Consider the following 19,178-nt stretch of genomic DNA (forward strand, 5'->3'; position numbering starts at 1 on the left):
AATGAGAATTAAAAATCCATTACATCAAATTTCTACACCGCGTAGACGCTTTGTACAAGGTTTAGCTGCTGGCGGTATATTAGCTGCTTTTCCAAGTGTTCTTCATGCAGCTTCATCTTTGATTGCTGGAACTTCAACAGGTACTGCGCCCGAACTAAGTGGAGAAGTAATAGATTTAGTGATAGATGAGTCACCCGTAAACTTCACAGGTGTTGTAAGAATGGCTACAACAATCAATGGCTCAATACCAGCTCCTACCTTGCGCCTCAGAGAAGGTGATGACGTTACTATCAGGGTAACTAATAAATTATCAGTGCCGAGTTCAATTCATTGGCATGGGATCATTCTTCCGTATCAAATGGATGGTGTACCGGGCATTAGCTTTAAAGGCATTATGCCTGGCGAAACGTTTGTTTATAAATTTAAGTTACAACAAAGCGGTACTTATTGGTATCACTCACACAGTGGCTTTCAAGAAATGACCGGTATGTATGGGGCGTTAATTATTGAGCCAAGAGAAAAGGATATTATTAGTGCTGACAATGAGCATGTCATCCTATTGTCTGATTGGACTGATGATGATCCTATGGAGTTATTCCGTAAATTAAAAATTCAGGGGGATGTATTTAACTTTAATCAACCTACTGTTCCAGAGTTTTTTGATGACATTTCAAATAGCAGCGTTTCAAATGCGCTACAACGCCGGGAAATGTGGAATAAAATGAGAATGAACCCTACAGATCTTGCAGACTTATCAGCATCTGCAATGACTTTTTTAATGAATGGTTGTGCGCCTTTGACAAACTGGCGTGGAATGTTTAAAGCTGGCGAAAAGGTTAGGCTTAGATTTATTAATGGTTCTAGCAATACGTTTTTTGATGTAAGAATACCTGAGCTGAAGTTAACAGTTGTACAAGCTGATGGACAAAATGTTGAACCTGTGACAGTAGATGAATTTAGATTTGGTCCCGGTGAAACTTATGATGTACTTGTCGAGCCTAAAAATGACGCATACACAATTTTTGCACAAAGCATGGATCGCTCAGGTTATGCTAAAGGTACTTTATCAATGGCACCTAATATTAATGCACCAGTACCTGCTCTAGATCCCGTTGAATGGTTAACGATGACAGATATGATGGGGAATATGGCCCAAGGTGGTGAGCATTCCGCGATGGCAGGTATGGCAGACATGTCGGGCATGAATTCTAATAAAATGGATCATAGTGCAATGGGTCATGGAGCGATGGCAATGGACCATAGTAAGCATAATATGGGTAAAAACCCACTGGCTGTTCCAAGTCAGAAAGTTCGCCACGCTAAAACAGAATATGGCGCCTCAATTGATGCGCGCATTGATACGCCACGCACAAACTTAGACGATCCTGGTGTTGGGCTGCGCAATAACGGCCGTCGAGTTTTAACACTTGCAGATTTACGCTCTCTTGATGGCATAGTTGACCACCAAGCACCCGAAGCCGAAATTGAGCTGCATTTAACCGGCAACATGGAACGCTACAGCTGGTCTTTTGATGGCTTAGAGTTTGGTAAAAGTACCCCTGTGCATATGAAGCATAATCAGCGGGTACGAGTTATTTTACAAAACGATACCATGATGACACACCCTATGCATTTACATGGTATGTGGAGCGACTTGGAGAACGATCAAGGCGATGTGTTAGTTCGCCGCCATACCATAATGGTACAGCCCGCCCAAAGAATTAGCTTTTTAACTACGCCACATGATCTTGGTCGTTGGGCTTGGCATTGTCATTTACTGTTTCATATGGATGCAGGTATGTTTAGAGAGGTGGTTGTATCATGAGAAATTTAACCTTATCAACAGTACTTACTAGTGCACTATTAATTAGCGCACCGTTATTGAGCCTGAATGTGTTTGCTCAAACTGAAATGGGCGACATGTCTGGCGATATGGCGGGCGATAAAATGCAGCCGCAAGGCGGCGATGCCCCTAAAAATGCTCGCGATCCACACGCTTATGCTAATGGCACAACCTTAACGCAAGGGCCATATGCTTTAGCAGATGGCGAGCGCTTAACCCTTGCAGATGAGTATAAGTTTTACGCTATTTTAGGTGATCGCCTTGAGTATAACGAACAAGCCGATGCTGCTGTTTTCGATTTACAAGCTTGGTACGGCACCACCTTTAATCGATTAGTGATAAAAACCGAGGGCGATGTTAGTTATGGCAAGCTTGAAGAAAATCAAACTGATATTTTATGGGGTCATGCAATTTCGGCTTATTGGGATACGCAAGTCGGTATTCGCTACGATTATTATAAAGAAGGCAAAAACCGTCAATGGTTAGCGTTTGGTATTCAAGGCTTAGCACCTTATTGGTTTGAGCTTGATATGACAGCGTATGTAGGTGAGAGCGGCAATACAGCATTTACAGCACAAGCTGAATATGAGCTGCTTTTAACACAAAGGCTCATTATACAGCCTCGTGCTGAAATAACATTTTATGGTAAAGACGATGAACAAAATGAGCTAGGCAGTGGGCTATCTAGTACTGCTATTGGCGTTAGGGTTCGTTATGAATTTACTCGCCAATTTGCACCTTATGTAGGTGTAGAGTGGACTAATAAATTTGGTAGCACAGCAGATTACGCCAAGCTAAACGAGCAGAGCAGCAACGATACTGAGTTTGTTGCCGGTTTAAGATTTTGGTTTTAATACGAAGAAATAACTACATTGATTTAATGAGAGCTACCGCAATTATATTGATGGTAGCTTTTCATTTTGTCTGGGATTTAAACTATTTTGGTTATATTAGAACAGACATACCTAACGGCTTTTTCTGGAAAGAGCTAAGAGCAATAATTGTAAGTTTGTTCTTGTTTTCTGTTGGTGCCAGTCTGGTTTATTCCTATCAAGGTGGTATATCAGCGAAGAAATTAGCTTGGCGAACGGTTAAGATATCTAGTGCTGCGTTACTAGTGACTTTATCCTCACTATTTACCTTGCCAGAACATTGGATTTACTTTGGTATTTTACACTTCATAGCAGTTGCAACACTTCTATTAGTTTGGTTGGTGGGGAAACCTAAACTTGCTTTGCTGCTATCTTTATTTATTTTTAGCGCATACATAGCGATAGAAATACCGTGGAATTGGCCTTTTAGCTATATTGAACAATATATTTCAAAACATCCTAGTGACTTGGTTACTCTTTTTCCTTGGTTGGCTTTGCCCTTGCTCGGTATCTGGGCTGCAAATTTCCGAATCTTTCGTCTGGCTCCCGCCAATCAACATGCGATAAACCCTTATTTGACATTGCTTAGTCAACACTCTTTACTGATTTATTTACTTCACCAACCTTTGCTTTTTGCTGGCTTTAGCGCTATCGAATGGATCAATTGAATATGAAAGTCCTCTATTTCGGAAATAATCTCTTTTCAAACTGTTTAACATTTATGGTTAACCAAGGCTTTAGTGTTGAAGCTGTTTATATTAATGATGTAGAGGAAAACGCAAGTATCGTTAAACGAATTTGTGGCATACATAAGATAATGACACATTCTTTAAGACCGACTAAAGAAGAACTTGATGAATATATAAAATCTGGAGTAACTCTTTTTGTCGTTGCTGACTATGGATATAGACTGCCCATAACAGATATAAAATATGCCTTTAATATTCATCCCTCACTTTTACCTAAAGGTAGAGGCCCTACGCCATTAACTTACATTGTGGATCTACCAGAATTTGCAGGTGTAAGCATACACAAAATCACATATATGCTTGATGGCGGAGATATCTTACTCCAAGAACAATTTGAAGTAGGACAAAATGAATCCATTTCCTCCTTAATGGTGAAGTCAAGCTTACTTGCGGAATCTTTACTGCAAACCTTGTTAAATGATCTCGAAACTATCTATGAGAGTGCTACGCCACAACAAAAACGATTAGCTACTTATTGGAAGCAACCTAGTATAGAAAGGAGAATCATGTCGTGGCTCAATGATACTCAACAATTTAGGCAAGCAATACGTCAATATGGGCATTTTGGCATCTTAATAACAATTTATGAAGAGCTTTTTATTGTCAGCCAATTAGAGGTGGCCGATTTCAAACATGACTACAAGCTAGGCAGCATAATTTTTGAAGACCAAGCGCTGATTAGTGTGGCTATGAATGGTGGCTTTGCTGTTGTTTTTAAAAGTTCTATGGTGCTAGTAAACTCAGCAGTACTAGAGTAATTCGTATATTAAAAGTGTGTATAAAATGTTTTGAAGCAGACTTTAAGGGCTAGGTTAGAACGTAGGTTTTAGTTCAAAGGTTGATCAAGATCATAAAATTATTTTTATAAAGTGGCTAATATTGTAGGTGCTAAAGAAGGAATGATAATGTTTGGACTTTTCAGGTGGTTTAAAATAGTAATAATAACTGTGTTGCTTACGCAGCATGGCTTTGCGATTGCTAAACCAATGAATTGTGAAGAGCATCATAATGGCTCATCCGACACGCATATTATACAACCAAGCAAAAATATGCATCATCAATCAATGATTGACAATAGTCACTATCACACTGAAAATTCGCAAGACTCTAAAAACCGTCATGGTGATGAAGACTGTGAAAAATGTAAAGCTGGTGATTGTGTTTGTTGTGAAGGCGGTTTTTGTACAAGCTTTCATTTAAATGCCTATCTTGTGGAAGCGCAAGACGAAGGTATTTGCAATATTCATTCTGAGCTAATTCTACAGCGTATACCCCTACCAAAATCTGGTATCCATCTCTTACTTTATCGTCCCCCAATTATTGGCTAATCACGGGATCAGTGCGCCTTTTTTTCGCCAGTCCCATCAAAAATAAAACGATTTACTGATTGGTTTAAATTACCAACCGTTTTGAACAATTAGCACAATATTTTTTGGAGGCATGATGAACATGCTCAAACTATTGCTATTTACAGTACTTAATGCTGTCGATTTTGACCGAGATTTCTCTTTTACCAAAAAATTAGTTTTTAGCTTATTCACTAGAATTAGTACTTGACCTGTGTCTTAGACACAGGTCTAAGCTGAAGATGAGAGTACAAACTTAGCTAAAAAACTGAGGAGTGAATATGAAAGTTGCGGAGCTGGCAAAAAGCCTTGGAACGACTGCTGATACGGTGCGCTATTACTCGCGATTGGGACTGTTAAAACCTGCTAAGTCAGTGAACGGCTACAAGTCATACTCGAATAAAGAAGTATCGAGACTTAAATTCATTTTAAGTGCCAGAAACCTTGGTTTTTCCGTTGCAGATATCAAGGAAATTATTAATGAATCTGAAGATGGTAAAAGTGCGTGCCCATTAGTCAGAAGCCTGATCAAAGAGCGGCTTGAAGAAACAGAAAAGCAGTTTCAAGCAATGTTGGCACTTCGAGGAAAAATGTCTTCTGCGCTTTCTCGATGGGAAGAAATGGAAGACAAAGCACCGACTGCAAACATGGTTTGTCATCTCATCGAAAACTTTGAGCAAATTAAAAAAGCATAGGAGGAAAAAGGGTGGCTACTAACACAAATATAAAAACTGAATCAGGCTGTTGCTGTCAGGCAAAAGCTCAATCCTCTTCGTGTAAAAGTAAGGAGAATACGTTGGAGAAAGTATCACATAACCAACAGCTTATCATTGAAGGTGCTGGGTGTGCTAGCTGTGTAGGCAAAATTGAAGGGGCGTTGAAGGCAACTCTTGGAGTCGTCAGTGCGGAAATGAATTTTGCTGATAGGACAGTAACAGTTTATGGGACAGCTAAAACAGAAGAATTGATCAAAGCTGTTGAGTCTGTGGGGTATAACGCGAAGCCAATTGATGATAGCTCTGCAACAGATGCGCTTGACGAGAAAGAAGCGGCTGATTGGGCATATTATAAAAAGCTAATGCGCGATACATTTATTGCCCTTTCACTCGGTGTTCCTTTGATGATCTACAGTATTGTAGTTGGAGAAATGACGGTTGAAACCAACCTTGAACGCATGTCTTGGCTGCTTGTAGGCATTTTAACTTTTGGTGTTATGTATTTTTCAGGTAAGCATTTTTATGTTGGCGCTTGGAAAAGCTTTAAAAATCACTCCGCTAATATGGACACTCTAATAGCTTTAGGAACAGGTACAGCTTGGTTGTATTCGATGGTTGTCGTGTTTGCACCTGACGCCGTTCCATTGATGGCACGGCATGTTTATTTTGAAGCTACCGCCATGATCATTGGCTTAATTGATTTAGGTCTAGCATTAGAAATAAAAGCCAGAGGTAAAACCTCTGAGGCCATTAAACGTCTTATCGGCTTGCAGGCCAAAACGGCAACCGTAGTTCGTGATAACAAAGAGGTTCAGATTGGTATTGAGCAGGTTTTACTGAATGATGTTGTAAAGGTAAAACCGGGCGAAAAAATTCCCGTCGATGGTGTGGTATTGGAAGGCCACACCTCCATTGATGAGTCCATGCTGACAGGCGAACCCATGCCTGTTGAAAAAGCTGAAGAAGATGAGGTTGTCGCTGGTACTTTGAACAAATCAGGCATGATTTTATTTAGAGCGACACGCGTTGGTAAAGACACGGCGCTTGCACAGATCATCAATATGGTCAAACGAGCGCAAAATTCAAAACCGCCGATTGGCCGCTTGGCCGATGTTATTTCAGCTTTTTTCGTTCCTGTTGTCATGATCATCTCTGTGTTAAGTGCGCTAGCATGGCTTAACTTTGGACCTGAGCCTGCAATTGCTTTTGCCATCGTTTCAGCAACTACCGTACTCATTATTGCCTGTCCGTGTGCTTTGGGCTTGGCAACGCCTATGTCTGTTATGGTCGGAGTAGGAAAAGCAGCAGAAGCAGGAGTGCTAATTCGAAACGGTGAAGCACTGCAAACCGCCTCTAAAATCACTGCCATGATTTTAGATAAAACGGGCACTATTACTGAAGGGGCACCTAAGGTAACCGATATTGTTTTGGCAAAAGCTACTAACGAAGAAGGCGTACTACAGCTTGCAGCAAGTTTAGAAAGCGGCTCAGAGCACCCTTTAGCGCAAGCGATTGTTGAAAGTGCGTTAGCGCACGATATTGAGTTACTAAAAATTGAAGCCTTTAACGCCATCACGGGTTTTGGTGTAGAAGCAAACTGCAACAATAAAGCCCTGCTTTTCGGTAACGATAAACTAATGAAGTTAAAAGGCATAGACCTCACTGGCTTTGTTGGAAAAGCCCAGTCTTTAGCAAAAGAAGCTAAAACACCTATGTATTTTGCTGTTGATGGTGAGCTTGCCGCAATAATTGCTGTTGCAGATCCAATCAAGTCAGACTCAATCTCTGCTATCCAACGTCTTCAGGCCAATGGTATACGCGTCATCATGCTAACGGGGGATAACAAGGAAACCGCTGCCGCTGTTGCCAAAAAAGCGGGCATTAGCGAGTTTTTTGCTGAAGTGCTGCCAGAAGACAAAGCCAACAAGGTGAAAGAGCTACAAGGCAGTGGCGAAATCGTTGGTATGACAGGTGATGGCATCAACGATGCTCCGGCGCTAGCGTTAGCTGATGTTGGTTTTGCTATAGGCACAGGTACAGACGTTGCGATTGAAAGCGCAGATATTACCCTGATGCGTGGTTCACTTCATGGCCTTGCTGATGCCATCGCGGTAAGCAAAGCGACTTTACGAAATATCAAACAAAACTTGTTTGGCGCGTTTGTCTATAACGTAGCCGGGATTCCTTTTGCTGCGGGGGTTCTATACCCCTTCTTTGGCATTCTGCTTAGCCCTGTAATTGCTGGTGCTGCAATGGCGTTTTCGTCATTGACCGTAGTGTCAAATGCAAATCGACTTCGCTTTTTTAAAGCCCAAAACTCATAGAAAGTAAGCATTTGGAGAATCACAATGATGATAATTAACTTATTAGGCTTAGTGTTAATTGCAATGATTGTTTGGTGGTTTTGGCTATACAAACCCAATAAAACAATTGTTCAAGATAGTGAAGTACTCATTGAAGTGAGGGATGGCGTGTATTCACCATCCTCAATTCAGGTGTCTGCTAGCCAGCCTGTCACTCTGAAGTTTATGCGCAAAGATCAATCACCCTGCGCTGAAACAATGCTTATTCCATCATTGGAGATAAGTGAGCAGCTTAAATTAAATGAAATTACTCAAATTACCTTATTGAACTTATCACCGGGAGAGCATGAGTTTCATTGTCAGATGCAAATGTATCGCGGTGTCTTAAAAGTCGTTTAGGAGGCCAACATGAAAAATGAGCACCCTAAATTTTGGTTTACACCCACAGGTTGGGCTGCATTGGTGCTTATTGCCGCAGCCACCTATTTTTTAATCTTTGAACATGGACAACATGTTCTGCAATTTCTTCCCTATTTAATTTTGCTGTTATGTCCTTTGATGCATGTATTTATGCATGGCAGTCACGGCAAACATGGTCACGATCATTCACATGCGCCTGATGACAAAAAGGAAGAGAGCTTTCAAGAACTCACGGATAAAAATGAAGCCTATCGCGATGGCTACATACAAGGGTTAGAAAAAGGACGCAAGGAATTGCATAAGAAGGAGAACAGTGATGAATGAGACATATGATTATGGCTTATGGTCAATGGTGATACTGAATTCAGCAATTTTTATCTTTTTTGCCTTTAGTTTTGTAAAACCAAAAACATCAACTGATTGGCGAAGCCTAGGAGCGTTCTCCGCCTTTATTGTCGCCCTATTTACTGAAATGTATGGCTTTCCTTTAACTATCTATTTTTTGTCTGGATGGTTAACTGAAAATTACCCAGAAGTTAACTTCTTTGCGCATGAAAATGGGCACTTATTACATACTTTCTTTGGTTTGGAAGGTGATGCCCATTGGGACCCATTTCATATAGCGAGTATGGTGTTTATTGTGGCAGGTTTCTTTATGTTGTCTTCAGCATGGAACGTATTGCATCACGCGCAAAAACACCATCAATTGGCTACTACAGGATGGTACGCGAGGTGTCGTCACCCACAGTACGTAGCTTTCATTCTAATCATATTCGGCTTTTTATTGCAGTGGCCGACCATCCCAACACTTGCGATGTTTCCAATCTTAGTCGTTGTTTACGTCAAGCTAGCGAAACGCGAAGAGACACAAGCTATTGCCGAGTTTGGTTCGGAGTACCATAGCTATATGGAATCGACACCAAGTTGGATTCCAAATTTTAATAAGAACATAGAAGGTAAAAATCATGAAAATGTTAGGTAAATCAATTTTATTTGTCAGCTCACTATTGGCGGCCACAAGCTTATTTGCTCAAAAAAATGAGAATAAACATGAAGGTGCGAACAAATCGGATATGCATCAAGGCATGGCAATGTCGCATGAGAACATGGGAAAAATGCATTCAAAAATGATGGAAATGAAAAAGGAAGTCCATGCCATTAAAGCTGAAAAAGATCCTGAAAAGCAACAGCAGATGATGGCTGAACATCACCGCTCAATGATGAAGATGATGCAATCCATGCACAAAAACATGGAAGCAATGCCAATGCATAAGCAAATCAAGATGGCTGAACATCATCTGGAAATGATGGAAAACATGATGCCACAAATGAAATACAAAATGGCAGAAATGAAAGACAAAAAACAACAACACTCGCACTCACATTAGGAGATAAATTATGAGCGATTTAGATCATAGAGTTGGCGTTAGAGAGCAGAATTTAGTTGTTCGAAATTTAAGACTAAGTAATGTCACAGAAGAAAACTGTGACGAGTTAGTAAAAAAAATTGATCAGCTTTTTGGTATAGATGAAGTCAGTTACAACATCAAAGAAGGTGAAATACACCTAGCATATGATGCGGCAAATATAAACCTTGATGGGATTGAGGAAGTTATTCGCAAACATGGTGCCGATGTTCATGATGATTGGTGGACGCACACTAAAGAAAGTTACTACAAATTTGTTGATCAGAATGTTAAAGACAACGCTGCTCATAAACCGTGGAGTTGTCACAAAGTTCCTCCGGGTGCAAGCCGGATAAAATAAGTAAGCTTCCAAAGAGCTTGCTCAGTTAATAAGTTAGATGAGGAAAAAATGATGAAAACATCCAATATGAAAATTCTTTTGCTTGTTGTATTCGGTATCTTTTTAGCAGGCTGTTCGAATACTGCGTTTTATCACAAAAATATGATGAGGGGCCAAGTGGTTGAGCAGTCTACTGATCGAACTCTGATTTGTATTGGTGCCAAACATGGTGCAGAGGTTGGACAAAAATACAGTGTTATTAGATTCCATGAGGAAATTGCGCCGGGTGAAGGTGATGATCCGTACACTATTGAAAAAGTGGGAACGGTACAAATTACTAAAATTGTAAATGATCACTTCGCAACGGTAAAACTAATATCTGGTGACATCGCAGCGAAAGATATGGTGGAACTTGAAGACTAGTAAAGTGGTGGCGAAAGCCACCACAGGAGCATAACAATAAAACTTAATGAAAAAACTTTAGTGTTATTTTGTAAAACCTTTGAGATTGTTTGCTCAGTTCTGGTTATCTTGATGCCAGTACGACAGAAAAAATGTTACATATGAATTAGAAAGGTGTGGGCTGGCATCCTAGGTCTAATCTTAACAGTTAAGGGGCCGCCGAATAGAGCTATACCTTTACATCAGCAGCATAATCAATGCTCCCGCGATCATAAATAAGTTTTCAGATAGCGATACAAATCCAAGTGGCACACTGCTATCGCCGCCTACACAGGCACACTTTAACTGGCGTTTGTCGATGTAAACGGCTTTGAAAACTGAAATTGCTCCAACTGTGCCGATAAACAATGAAAATGGTGCCACTGCGAGAGGCTGTAGTTGGGCAACCATACCAATACCTGCATATGCTTCAATGAAGGGATAAATATAACCATATCTTATCCATCTCATCGCTAGTAAATCATAAGTAATAAACGAATTTGTGAAACTGTATAGGTCTTTCAGTTTTTGCACCGCTAAGAGCGTCATTGAAAAAGCTATAAATAGCATCAGTGTTCTGATGGAGATAAATGAGCCGGAAGCAAAATGTTGAGATGCGACAGCAAGAAGTGCAGCTATCGAGAAAATGGCTACAACGGGCGTGTAGGTTGTGCCAGTTTGACCTGCTTCATCTTTACCAAAATACTCTCTTAAGTCATCGTATCCTCCGACACGCTTTCCTTCAATAAAGGTTTGTGGCGTAGTTTTGACATCATGCTTAGCTTTGAAGTCATCAGCTTGTTGTCTTGACGTGAGCTTATGATCTTCTACATCATACCCTTGCCTCTCCAGCAAATCTTTCGACCTTAAACCATAGGGGCAGATATGTTCGTCAGTGACCATTCTGTACAGGGTAGCTGTCTTAGTCATCTTAGTCTCCTTTGTTCAGTGTGCCTTCAAACTTTGGGAGCGGTCGTTGCTCAGCCTGAGCTTGTGAGCTGACCTTTCCATTTTCAGAAATATCTTTAATCAGCCATTCCATTTCTTTTATTTCTTTTCGTTGGGCTTTAATAATACCATTTGCCAATTCACGCACGCGTACATCCTCCAAAGTTGAATGCTCACTAGTAAGAATAGCAATGGAGTGATGAGGAATCATCGCTTTCATGTAGGCAGTGTCAGAAATTGTGCTTTGAGAGCGAACAAGATAAAGACATATGGCAAACAGTATTGTCGCCAATAGAAAAATAGCCATGTTGAGCTTCTTGTTACTGTACATGCCAAGCATAAAGGCCAGCATGATCATTGCCATACCTGCTCCCATATACAACGCCATATAGATACGCGTTTCACTAAACCATATATGTGATACTGCGTAAGTGTTGAGGTACATCATGACAAACATAGTAATGGTTGAGGTGATGATCATTGCAGCAAATCTTGAGTATTTCATAAGTAATCCTTACATTGATAGTGTAAATATTTCCCACTGTTAGCCTATTATTCTCTACATGTGGTCATGTTCTCGAAAAAGTGCAAGTAATGAGCCAGTATCATTATTATCTTATTGTGAATATGGTTTACCAACACAGAATTGGATTTGCGCCACTGTTAGGCTATATATTGATAATTGGACTTGTTTTAGTTAGAAATGATGATCGTTAGTTACTCTATATCTAACCCAAGCCTTCGGCTTCAAATTTCTATTAGTGGTTTTACCTGCTATGATGGATTTCATATTGATCGGATTATTGCGATCATCGCAAGTCTGAATTAGGAAAGTATTGGTTAATTCATGCAAACCATAGATAAATCATATTCCGGTTGCTTATCGAGTTATGTGAAGAAACGTTACTGTAGCTATACAAATTGAAAGGGAAATAATTAATAATTTGGATTTAAGTAAATAAGTATTAATGTAACTTTTTGACAACGTAGGTGTGGATCTTAGGAAAACGGAAGAGGAAAAAATGGCGCCGTGGCTCGCTGCTATTACCGATACGCTAGAAGTACTCCATAAAGGTGACGAGAACCCAATATCGAGCCGAAATTACATCATGGAAAAGGCCAATGTGCAGTTTAAGTCGGTTAATTTTATGCGTGGGCGCAGTATTCAAAATGCGGTAGTAATTTTAGATGAAAGCCAAAATTTAACAGCGTCTCAACTTAAAACAATTATTACTCGTTGCGGAGAAGGCACCAAGCTCATTTGCACCGGTAATTTAGCGCAAATAGACAGTAACTATTTAACGCCAGTTACATCAGGTTTAACCTACATAGTAGAACGTTTTAAAAACTTTGAAGGCAGTGCAACTATAAATCTTAATGGTGTTGTAAGGAGTCGGTTGGCTTCATTTGCAGAAGAGAATTTATAACTTGCGCTTAACTATTTGGCTCGATAGTCTAATGATTGATTTTCGGGCCAAATGGCAGACTGCACGTTGAATTTTTTACCTCTCAAACATTATTATCGCTCTTTAATTGTTGCCCTGTTGGTGCCTTTAATCGTTGCTTTTTTACTGTGTTTACATCTTTACAATATCAAGCTTGAGCGCACAGTAGAAAAACGTGACGCTGATTTTCTTAATATATCCGCCCAAATAAATCATGGCATGCAATCAATCAGTGATTTAATGGCTAATATGCTTAACTTATACGAGCAGCCTGCACTGAGTCTTGCTAATCGTAATTTATTTGAAGGTATTAATCAGTATGAAGGTTATTACTATCGCCATTTTACTCAACAAGGCACCGAGATTGTAGGTAAAGGGGATTTTAATCTTTCACCAAATGAACTTTCAAAGTGGCAACAGTTAGTTAAATTAGGTCCTTCGTTTAATACAACTCTGGCACTTATGCAGTCGCTTAGCGCCGTTGCGTATGTTGATGAAAATGGCGCTGCATTTGTAGCGAGGCGTAATAAGAGCAAGAGTTTATTACTAACAGAGATTCTTGAAGGGCGATTTAAACCAGACTTTTCAGGCAACCTTTTATCTTCAAGCCCGATTGTAAATATAGACGGGAAGGCTTACTACTCAATCGGACGCCAGCGAGAACTTGGCTCGCGTGATTATATTATCGTTATTTACGATGTGGAGGTTATTTCTGCCTGGCTAAAAAAAGTTACGCCAAATCAGGGAGAATATATATTTGTTAATCGGTTTGATCAGGTTGTTGCAAGTACAAAAAATGCAATAGCTGAGGGGATCACACTTAAAGAATACTGGCCTGAAATGGCGGCATCACAACAAAAATTAACGGTGTTAACCAGTGGCACAAACTTTTTTATGCAGCCAAAAAGCAACCTCCCAATACATGCTGCATTTTATGAGTCTAAATCCGGTTTTGTAAATGTTATTCGGTATGAAATTTTACTCGAGTTTACATTTTTAACGCTGTTTCTAAGTTTAATGTTTTGTGTGTTCTTTTGGTTAAGTCAGCGCATATTTTTAAAACCTATGACACATCTCATGCATTACTTAGAGCAAAGCAATAGCGACAACAGCAAAGAGTCTAATTATCAAATCCCTATTAATTGGCAGCCATGGTTCACTAAAATAAAACTAGTATTTGCTAAAAACAGACAACTAGTCGATTCGCTGCAAGATGTAAACCGAGAACTTGACGAAAAGCTGCAATTGCAATCAGAAAAACTAACACGCAGTTATCAAGCTAAAGAGCGACATTTAGCTTTACTAAACACAATGTTAAACAGTGTTCCTGACTTTATATATTTTAAAAATATTGATGGGTCTTTTTTAGGGTGTAACAAGGCGTTTGAAGCTTACATTGGATGCGATCAAAGCGCGCTAGTGGGTAGGCGTATACAAGATATAACGGACGAATACGAACAAATAAGTATTCTTGAAAAACAGGTTTTACAAAATCGCAGTAATGTTCAGCAACGCGTTGATACAGATGATAAGTCTTACCAACTGACGATTGCGCCTTTTTACAATGAGCAGCAGCACTTGTTAGGCACAATGGGGATCGGTAGAGATATAACAGAACAGCAGCAAACTTTACATGCACTAAAAGCGTCTGAGTCTAAATTTAGAAGTGCTATTGAATTTGCTGCAAACGGTGTTGTGCTTCTTTCGCTTGATCAGACTATATTGCAGGTAAACAAAGCAGCAAGAAAACTATTTACTGAGCAAGATGTGTTGGTAGGTGAACAACTTAAACTACTCTTTGATGATAGTCAGTGGCAAGAAATTAAAACAAGATTAGCTCAGCTGCTTGATGATAAGAAAGAGGTTTATCATTTAACATTAGCACGAGGAAATTTGACTAGCTGGCTTCAACTCAGTGTATCGCTCGTGTGGGATGAAAAGCGAGATCCTTCGTATTATGTTATCCACTTACAAGATGTGAGTGCATTAACTAAAGCTAAGCACAATGCTGAGCGCGCAACCCTTGCTAAAAGTCGCTTCATTGCTAACTTAAGTCATGAAATACGTACCCCTTTGAATGCAGTGTTAGGTTTGCTTGACATGCTTATAGAGCAAGGGCTTACGCAAAGACAAATTCAGCAAACAGATCAAGCTAAGCAAGCTGCGCAAAGTTTACTCTTAATGCTCAACCGCATGCTCGATTTTGCTAGAGTTGAAAGCGCACAGGCTGAGTTAAAACTAGCCCCATTTACGGTTGTGGAACTTGTTGATATTTGCGATAGCTTAACAGGGCCCTTGTGTGAGCAAAAAGGGGTTGAATTTATTATTGATGTTGACCCTTTAATTGCACCTAGTTTGATTTGCGATAGCATAAGACTACAGCAGGTGTTGGGTAATTTATTAACTAATGCTGTTAAGTTTACTCACAATGGCAGTATTACCTTAAAAATGGAGCTAATTGAGGGAGATAGTAACGAGCAAGCGATCTGTTTTAGTGTAAAAGATACTGGCAGCGGGATTAATGAGGCTGACCAATTACGTTTATTCGATGCCTTTACACAAGGCGATGAATCATCAACACGCGCCCATCAAGGTGTAGGGTTAGGGTTGGCTATTGTAAAACATGCTGTATCGCTCATGGGCGGCGAGATAGCCGTAAACAGTGAAAAAGGCCTTGGTTGTGAGTTTTATTTCAGCATTAGTTTACAGGTAGACGATACAAAAAATCAGCTGTTGCCTGTTGATGCTCTGGCTATTATATCCCAGCGAAGCCGAGCTTTAATACGCGCTGTAGCAGCCTATTCAGAGTTAACCAGTATTGATTTAGATGAAGCATTGAATTACCCAATCAAACTTTCTGGATATAATCAGCTTATTGTTGATGAAGCTGATTTACCTGAGCTATTAAGTGTAAAAGCAATATATGACTCGCTTACTTCACACACTGTATCGGTCATTATCGTTAATCATCAGCTAACCTTTAGTTCATCTATGAGTAAAGGCTTATTAGCGCAGCATGTTAAAGCATCTGCACTTGGGCAGCGATTATTTGATTTAAGTAGTGGTTTTGCATTAAAGCAAATTGCAAGTGACGCTAATATACAGGCACAGCAACCGAGTAGAGAGGTGTCAGGTTTACTGATCTTGGCAATTGACGATAATAAACTAAACTTAGAAATTATAAGTAGTGTTTTAGAAAAAGCTAATGTAAATGTTGTAACCTCAACCAATGCATCTGATGGTATGGAGCTGCTACAAGTTTTAAAACCAGATCTGATTTTAATGGATGTGCAAATGCCGCATATAGATGGTTGTCAAGCTACTACGTTGATTCGTCAACAGTTTGACGATAAGCAATTGCCTATATTTGCATTGACAGCCCATTGTGAGCCTGCGGATATAGAGCGTTCGTTAAAATGCGGTATGAATAAACATTTAACAAAGCCCGTTGTAGCAAAAGTACTACTTGATGCTATTGCAGATATGCAGATCACTAAAACGGTATTTTTTGATAGGGCATTTGCCTTAGCTCAATTTAGCGCTGATGAGGCGTTACTTAATACTATGATTGATAAATTTTCTAGCCTATGTGAGACCCAATTACAACAAATTGACGAATGTACTGTTAAAGGTGAATTGGTACGTTTAGTGCATAGTATCAAAGGAGTATCGGGTAACTTGGGTTTTAAGCGGTTATCGTCTTGTGCGCTTCAGTGCGAACAAAGTCTTAAAGCAACCAATGACCCTGAAGATCAAATCATAAAAGAGCTTATTATGCAGTTGAAGCAGGTTATTGTATTTATTAGAGGTTTGGAGGCGGTGGATGTCAAAAAAAGCTAAAGTGCTTGTAGTTGACGACGATCCACTTAACAGGTTAGTGCTTGAAAAAACGTTGTGTGAAGAGCATGACGTGTTTTTAGCTAAAAGTGCAGAAGAGGCACTCGCTTTTGTAAGAACTACACAGTTTGATTTGATTCTGCTTGATATTGTAATGCCCGTTATGAACGGCTTTGAGCTTATTGTTAAGTTAAAAGAAAATCCTATTACCCAGGCTATTCCAGTTATTTTTATTTCTGCTAATCAAGAGCATGCTGATGAATCAAAAGGATTAGAGCTAGGCGCGATGGACTATATTACTAAGCCATTCAGCGCTTCTATTGTTAGAGTGCGAGTACGAAATCAATTACTGATAAAACAAAAAAACGATTTACTTGAAATGTTAGCGTCCATAGATGGATTAACCGAAATACCCAACAGACGCTACCTTGATGAAAATTTGTCTCGAGAGTGGCGAAGAAGTAAACGAGGGGGCTCAGTGCTATCTGTACTGCTAATGGATATAGATTACTTTAAACGATACAACGACACATATGGCCACAGAGCCGGTGATGAATGTTTAAAAAAAGTAGCACAATCTTTATTGGCACAATGTAAACGTGGAAGTGACTTTATTGCCCGCTACGGTGGGGAAGAGTTTGCGGCTATTTTACCTGATGTATCTAAAGAGGAAGCAATTACGTTTGCAAATAAGCTCAGAAATGCTGTAAACAAATTAAATATAGAGCACAAAACATCGTTAAATGCACAATGCATAACTATCAGTATTGGCGTTGCAACTATGGAAGATGGCCGCTCAACCTCAGAGCATTCATTATTAGAAGAAGCTGACTTAGGGTTGTATGAAGCAAAAGAGGCTGGCCGTAATAGAGTGGTCGCTCACTAATAAAATAGGCCAGTAACGTTACTGGCCTTTTTGTATTTTAGTGGCTAACCATATTTAATGCGCTGTCACCAATACCGACAAGTTTATCGTTTTTGAATACAAGTGGCGTACACTCATCTTTAGTCATTTTACCATCAGAATGAATGCTATGAGTTGCATAAAATAAGACTTGATACACATCATCCCCTTTTTTTAGTAACTCTGTAAAATTAGGGGTTTTAAGTGTTGTTAATACCGACTGGTAGCTGCTATCCATTTTTAATTCAGAAATCGCTTCGCGATTATTTTTGTACTTAGTTTGCCAGCTAGTTGAGTCATTACCTGCCCAGTGCGTTTCTGCTTCACCATCAGATACGGCGATAACACAACCCGTTAAAAATGGAGTAATAAGTGCCGCTGCTAGTAGAGATTTATTCATTTTTGTATGTACCTTAATCATTTTTACTTAATTATTAATGATAGTAACGCAAAGTATACGCCAAGTTTAAATTTTATTTATAATCAATTGCTTACGTTGTTTGTGGTATTTCGTTAATTTTAAAAAATAAAAAAATTGGTAAAAACAGCCACTTTTTAGTTTATTTAACCCAAGCAATGATTAAGGTATTTACTATTCAGAGCTCAGGTTACTTGGCTAAGGTGAGTATTAAACTAAGCGGCTACGAGGCTCCCCTTGTTTGAATGCTTTAATATTTAAACTTACCTCTTTAACTAATCGCACAATTGATTCGGTGCTTGCCCACGCAATATGCGGCGTTAGCAATAGGTTACTCCCTTTATAATTTGCCAGTGGATTTGAAAGCTCAGCAGGCTCTTTTGTTAATACATCAACGCCTGCGCCAGCAATTATATTTTGCTCTAGTGCACTGGTTAAATCCGCCTCATTAATAATACCGCCTCGTGCTGTGTTAATTATGATGCAGCTTGGTTTCATTACTTTAAATTCGTTTAAGGTAATTAGATTGCGCGTTTCTTCTGTTAACGGGCAGTGCACACTAATTATGTCTGCGGTTTTTATGGCTTCGTCAAAAGGCGTTCTGCCATCGCGGCATGGTGCACCTTTGCGCTCAGACATAACTACATTTGCACCAAAAGCCTCGGCTACATTTGCAACAGCCTGTCCTAGTGTACCACCGCCTATGATTGTTAGTGTTTTGCCTTGTAAATCATTAAAACTGTAGTCAAGACGGCAAAACATTTCACTTTTCTGCCAAGCACCTTGCTGACAATCAGCTTGATATCGGTGTGTATTACCTAGCAGGTTTGTGATTAAAGAGAAGGTATGTTGAACAACCGAAGGTGTTGAATAACCTGCAACGTTTGTAACTGCAATGCCGTGATCTTTTGCAGCCTCTAGATCAACATTATTAGTTCCCGTAGCACTCACGCATATTAGTTTTAGATTTTTTAGTTGGCTAATTGTTTCGCGGTTTAACACGACCTTATTGGTAATTAAAATATCAGCCCCTTGGCTATGCTCAACAACTTGCTCTGGGCTAGTAAGTTCGTAGGTTTTAAGGCTCCCTAGTTGCTCTAAACAGGCAAGTGATGTATTTGCTAATGTGGCGTTATCGAGAACAGTAATTTTCATGATGTGTCCTAATTAAATAAAATAAATTTTAATAC

The 19,178-nt window shown here is 39.6% G+C and carries 19 protein-coding genes and 1 pseudogene; 16 read left to right on the forward strand and 4 right to left on the reverse strand.

Annotated elements, in window-relative coordinates; genetic code table 11:
- Window position 1 precedes the first annotated feature (1 nt).
- The 13 genes from CWB65_RS02915 to CWB65_RS02975 all read left to right on the forward strand — a co-directional run bounded on the left by CWB65_RS02915 (window position 2) and on the right by CWB65_RS02975 (window position 10,418).
- On the forward strand, window positions 2-1,825 hold the full coding sequence (locus CWB65_RS02915; protein ID WP_138739852.1) for a copper resistance system multicopper oxidase: 1,824 nt from the start codon (window positions 2-4) through the stop codon (window positions 1,823-1,825).
- On the forward strand, window positions 1,822-2,697 hold the full coding sequence (locus CWB65_RS02920) for a copper resistance protein B (RefSeq protein WP_008109642.1): 876 nt from the start codon (window positions 1,822-1,824) through the stop codon (window positions 2,695-2,697). The genes CWB65_RS02915 and CWB65_RS02920 overlap by 4 nt, the downstream gene beginning before the upstream one ends.
- Window positions 2,688-3,383, forward strand: a complete 696-nt coding sequence (locus CWB65_RS02925; RefSeq protein ID WP_259413530.1) for a heparan-alpha-glucosaminide N-acetyltransferase — start codon at window positions 2,688-2,690, stop codon at window positions 3,381-3,383. The genes CWB65_RS02920 and CWB65_RS02925 overlap by 10 nt, the downstream gene beginning before the upstream one ends.
- On the forward strand, window positions 3,371-4,222 hold the full coding sequence (locus CWB65_RS02930) for a formyltransferase family protein (protein ID WP_238529425.1): 852 nt from the start codon (window positions 3,371-3,373) through the stop codon (window positions 4,220-4,222). The genes CWB65_RS02925 and CWB65_RS02930 overlap by 13 nt, the downstream gene beginning before the upstream one ends.
- A gap of 147 nt (window positions 4,223-4,369) precedes the next feature.
- Window positions 4,370-4,792, forward strand: a complete 423-nt coding sequence (locus tag CWB65_RS02935; RefSeq protein ID WP_138739853.1) for a hypothetical protein — start codon at window positions 4,370-4,372, stop codon at window positions 4,790-4,792.
- A 299-nt stretch (window positions 4,793-5,091) separates the two neighbouring features.
- Complete coding sequence (locus CWB65_RS02940; RefSeq protein ID WP_004589265.1) at window positions 5,092-5,505, forward strand: MerR family transcriptional regulator; 414 nt, start codon at window positions 5,092-5,094, stop codon at window positions 5,503-5,505.
- A gap of 101 nt (window positions 5,506-5,606) precedes the next feature.
- Entirely contained in the window at window positions 5,607-7,850 is a 2,244-nt protein-coding gene (locus CWB65_RS02945) for a heavy metal translocating P-type ATPase (RefSeq protein WP_138739854.1), read from the forward strand.
- Between the two features lie 24 nt (window positions 7,851-7,874).
- The gene (locus CWB65_RS02950) at window positions 7,875-8,228 is read left to right on the forward strand and encodes a cupredoxin domain-containing protein (RefSeq protein ID WP_029773135.1); all 354 of its coding nucleotides are present in this window, start codon (window positions 7,875-7,877) and stop codon (window positions 8,226-8,228) included.
- Window positions 8,229-8,237: 9 nt separating this feature from the next.
- Window positions 8,238-8,573, forward strand: coding sequence for a DUF2933 domain-containing protein (locus tag CWB65_RS02955; protein WP_008128023.1), 336 nt, complete (start codon window positions 8,238-8,240; stop codon window positions 8,571-8,573).
- A complete protein-coding gene (locus CWB65_RS02960) occupies window positions 8,566-9,231 on the forward strand; it encodes a methyltransferase family protein (RefSeq protein ID WP_008128020.1) in 666 nt (221 codons plus the stop codon). The genes CWB65_RS02955 and CWB65_RS02960 overlap by 8 nt, the downstream gene beginning before the upstream one ends.
- The gene (locus CWB65_RS02965; protein WP_008128018.1) at window positions 9,215-9,637 is read left to right on the forward strand and encodes a hypothetical protein; all 423 of its coding nucleotides are present in this window, start codon (window positions 9,215-9,217) and stop codon (window positions 9,635-9,637) included. The genes CWB65_RS02960 and CWB65_RS02965 overlap by 17 nt, the downstream gene beginning before the upstream one ends.
- A 10-nt stretch (window positions 9,638-9,647) precedes the next feature.
- The gene (locus CWB65_RS02970; RefSeq protein ID WP_008128017.1) at window positions 9,648-10,016 is read left to right on the forward strand and encodes a hypothetical protein; all 369 of its coding nucleotides are present in this window, start codon (window positions 9,648-9,650) and stop codon (window positions 10,014-10,016) included.
- Window positions 10,017-10,064: 48 nt separating this feature from the next.
- Window positions 10,065-10,418, forward strand: a complete 354-nt coding sequence (locus CWB65_RS02975) for a hypothetical protein (protein WP_235590935.1) — start codon at window positions 10,065-10,067, stop codon at window positions 10,416-10,418.
- Between the two features lie 216 nt (window positions 10,419-10,634).
- On the opposite strand, the gene CWB65_RS02980 is transcribed toward CWB65_RS02975, so the two are convergent.
- Together CWB65_RS02980 and CWB65_RS02985 are read right to left on the reverse strand one after the other, a co-directional pair.
- Window positions 10,635-11,366 carry a MauE/DoxX family redox-associated membrane protein gene (locus tag CWB65_RS02980; RefSeq protein ID WP_008109669.1) on the reverse strand — a complete coding sequence of 244 codons (732 nt, stop codon included), beginning with the start codon at window positions 11,364-11,366 and terminating at the stop codon, window positions 10,635-10,637.
- Window position 11,367: 1 nt separating this feature from the next.
- The gene (locus CWB65_RS02985; RefSeq protein ID WP_008128012.1) at window positions 11,368-11,889 is read right to left on the reverse strand and encodes a DUF305 domain-containing protein; all 522 of its coding nucleotides are present in this window, start codon (window positions 11,887-11,889) and stop codon (window positions 11,368-11,370) included.
- Between the two features lie 502 nt (window positions 11,890-12,391).
- Between CWB65_RS02985 and CWB65_RS02990 the strand changes: the two are divergent.
- From CWB65_RS02990 to CWB65_RS03000, 3 genes and pseudogenes are all read left to right on the forward strand, one after another.
- Window positions 12,392-12,811, forward strand: a pseudogene (locus CWB65_RS02990) (PhoH family protein); the annotation flags it as partial.
- A 66-nt stretch (window positions 12,812-12,877) separates the two neighbouring features.
- On the forward strand, window positions 12,878-16,669 hold the full coding sequence (locus CWB65_RS02995) for a PAS domain-containing hybrid sensor histidine kinase/response regulator (RefSeq protein ID WP_008128009.1): 3,792 nt from the start codon (window positions 12,878-12,880) through the stop codon (window positions 16,667-16,669).
- Entirely contained in the window at window positions 16,653-17,552 is a 900-nt protein-coding gene (locus tag CWB65_RS03000; protein WP_008128007.1) for a diguanylate cyclase, read from the forward strand. Before CWB65_RS02995 ends, CWB65_RS03000 begins: the two co-directional genes overlap by 17 nt.
- A gap of 37 nt (window positions 17,553-17,589) precedes the next feature.
- Here the strand turns inward: CWB65_RS03000 and CWB65_RS03005 are convergent, their stop codons facing one another.
- Both CWB65_RS03005 and CWB65_RS03010 read right to left on the reverse strand, forming a co-directional pair.
- A complete protein-coding gene (locus CWB65_RS03005) occupies window positions 17,590-17,970 on the reverse strand; it encodes a DUF3192 domain-containing protein (protein WP_138739855.1) in 381 nt (126 codons plus the stop codon).
- Between the two features lie 228 nt (window positions 17,971-18,198).
- Window positions 18,199-19,143 (reverse strand): D-2-hydroxyacid dehydrogenase, encoded by a 945-nt coding sequence (locus tag CWB65_RS03010; protein WP_008128005.1) that lies wholly within the window; start codon window positions 19,141-19,143, stop codon window positions 18,199-18,201.
- Between the last annotated feature and the right edge of the window lie 35 nt (window positions 19,144-19,178).

Source organism: Pseudoalteromonas sp. S554 (assembly GCF_005930865.1).
GTDB lineage: Bacteria > Pseudomonadota > Gammaproteobacteria > Enterobacterales > Alteromonadaceae > Pseudoalteromonas > Pseudoalteromonas marina.

Excerpts from the sequence above, each read along its gene's own strand:
- CWB65_RS02915 (WP_138739852.1), top strand. The coding sequence starts at position 2 with ATGAGAATTAAAAATCCATTACATCAAATTTCTACACCGCGTAGACGC.
- CWB65_RS02920 (WP_008109642.1), top strand. The coding sequence starts at position 1,822 with ATGAGAAATTTAACCTTATCAACAGTACTTACTAGTGCACTATTAATT.
- CWB65_RS02930 (WP_238529425.1), top strand. The coding sequence starts at position 3,371 with ATGGATCAATTGAATATGAAAGTCCTCTATTTCGGAAATAATCTCTTT.
- CWB65_RS02935 (WP_138739853.1), top strand. The coding sequence starts at position 4,370 with ATGTTTGGACTTTTCAGGTGGTTTAAAATAGTAATAATAACTGTGTTG.
- CWB65_RS02940 (WP_004589265.1), top strand. The coding sequence starts at position 5,092 with ATGAAAGTTGCGGAGCTGGCAAAAAGCCTTGGAACGACTGCTGATACG.
- CWB65_RS02950 (WP_029773135.1), top strand. The coding sequence starts at position 7,875 with ATGATGATAATTAACTTATTAGGCTTAGTGTTAATTGCAATGATTGTT.
- CWB65_RS02955 (WP_008128023.1), top strand. The coding sequence starts at position 8,238 with ATGAAAAATGAGCACCCTAAATTTTGGTTTACACCCACAGGTTGGGCT.
- CWB65_RS02960 (WP_008128020.1), top strand. The coding sequence starts at position 8,566 with ATGAATGAGACATATGATTATGGCTTATGGTCAATGGTGATACTGAAT.
- CWB65_RS02965 (WP_008128018.1), top strand. The coding sequence starts at position 9,215 with ATGAAAATGTTAGGTAAATCAATTTTATTTGTCAGCTCACTATTGGCG.
- CWB65_RS02970 (WP_008128017.1), top strand. The coding sequence starts at position 9,648 with ATGAGCGATTTAGATCATAGAGTTGGCGTTAGAGAGCAGAATTTAGTT.
- CWB65_RS02975 (WP_235590935.1), top strand. The coding sequence starts at position 10,065 with ATGATGAAAACATCCAATATGAAAATTCTTTTGCTTGTTGTATTCGGT.
- CWB65_RS02980 (WP_008109669.1), bottom strand. The coding sequence starts at position 11,366 with ATGACTAAGACAGCTACCCTGTACAGAATGGTCACTGACGAACATATC.
- CWB65_RS02985 (WP_008128012.1), bottom strand. The coding sequence starts at position 11,889 with ATGAAATACTCAAGATTTGCTGCAATGATCATCACCTCAACCATTACT.
- CWB65_RS03000 (WP_008128007.1), top strand. The coding sequence starts at position 16,653 with ATGTCAAAAAAAGCTAAAGTGCTTGTAGTTGACGACGATCCACTTAAC.
- CWB65_RS03005 (WP_138739855.1), bottom strand. The coding sequence starts at position 17,970 with ATGAATAAATCTCTACTAGCAGCGGCACTTATTACTCCATTTTTAACG.
- CWB65_RS03010 (WP_008128005.1), bottom strand. The coding sequence starts at position 19,143 with ATGAAAATTACTGTTCTCGATAACGCCACATTAGCAAATACATCACTT.